At 66.3% G+C, this 1019-nt stretch carries 1 protein-coding gene; it reads left to right on the top strand.

Annotation, left to right across the window (positions count from 1 at the left end; all coding sequences use genetic code 11):
- On the top strand, positions 1-1019 hold a 1019-nt coding region (gene groL, locus N1F89_RS20590), incomplete at both ends, for a chaperonin GroEL (protein WP_290086375.1).

Here is a 1019-nt window from a genome sequence, read left to right as displayed (position 1 = left end):
CTCGACAAGTCGTTCGGCGCGCCGCGCATCACCAAGGACGGCGTCACCGTCGCCAAGGAGATCGAGCTCGAGGACAAGTTCGAGAACATGGGCGCGCAGATGGTCCGCGAGGTCGCCTCGAAGACCAACGACGTGGCCGGCGATGGAACCACGACGGCGACCGTGCTCGCCCAGGCGATCGTGCGCCAGGGCGCCAAGGCGGTCGCGTCGGGCATGAACCCGATGGACCTCAAGCGCGGCATCGACCTGGCCGTCGGCGCGATCGTCGCCGAGCTCAGGAAGAACGCCCGCAAGATCTCGCAGAACGCCGAGATCGCCCAGGTCGGCACCATCTCGGCCAATGGCGATGCCGACATCGGCCGCTTCCTGGCCGACGCGATGGAAAAGGTCGGCAACGAGGGCGTCATCACCGTCGAGGAGGCCAAGTCGCTCGAGACCGAGCTCGAGGTGGTCGAGGGCATGCAGTTCGACCGCGGCTATCTCTCCCCCTATTTCGTCACCAACCAGGAGAAGATGCGCGTCGAGCTCGACGATCCCTATGTGCTGATCCACGAGAAGAAGCTGTCCAACCTGCAGGCCATGCTGCCGGTGCTGGAATCGGTCGTGCAGTCGGGCAAGCCACTGCTGATCATCGCCGAGGACGTCGAGGGCGAGGCGCTCGCCACGCTGGTCGTCAACAAGCTGCGCGGCGGCCTCAAGGTGGCGGCCGTCAAGGCGCCCGGCTTCGGCGACCGCCGCAAGGCGATGCTGCAGGACATCGCCATCCTGACCGGCGGCACCGCCATCTCGGAAGACCTCGGCATCAAGCTCGAGAACGTGACGCTCGACATGCTGGGCCGCGCCAAGAAGGTGACCATCGACAAGGAGAACACCACCATCGTCGACGGCGCCGGCTCGAAGGACGAGATCCAGGGCCGCGTGGCGCAGATCAAGCAGCAGATCGAGGAGACGACCTCCGACTACGACCGCGAGAAGCTGCAGGAGCGGCTGGCCAAGCTGGCCGGCGGCGTCGCGGTGAT

This window comes from Aquibium sp. A9E412, from assembly GCF_030398335.1.
Taxonomy (GTDB): domain Bacteria; phylum Pseudomonadota; class Alphaproteobacteria; order Rhizobiales; family Rhizobiaceae; genus A9E412.
This window is presented reverse-complemented; position numbering and strand designations above follow the sequence as displayed.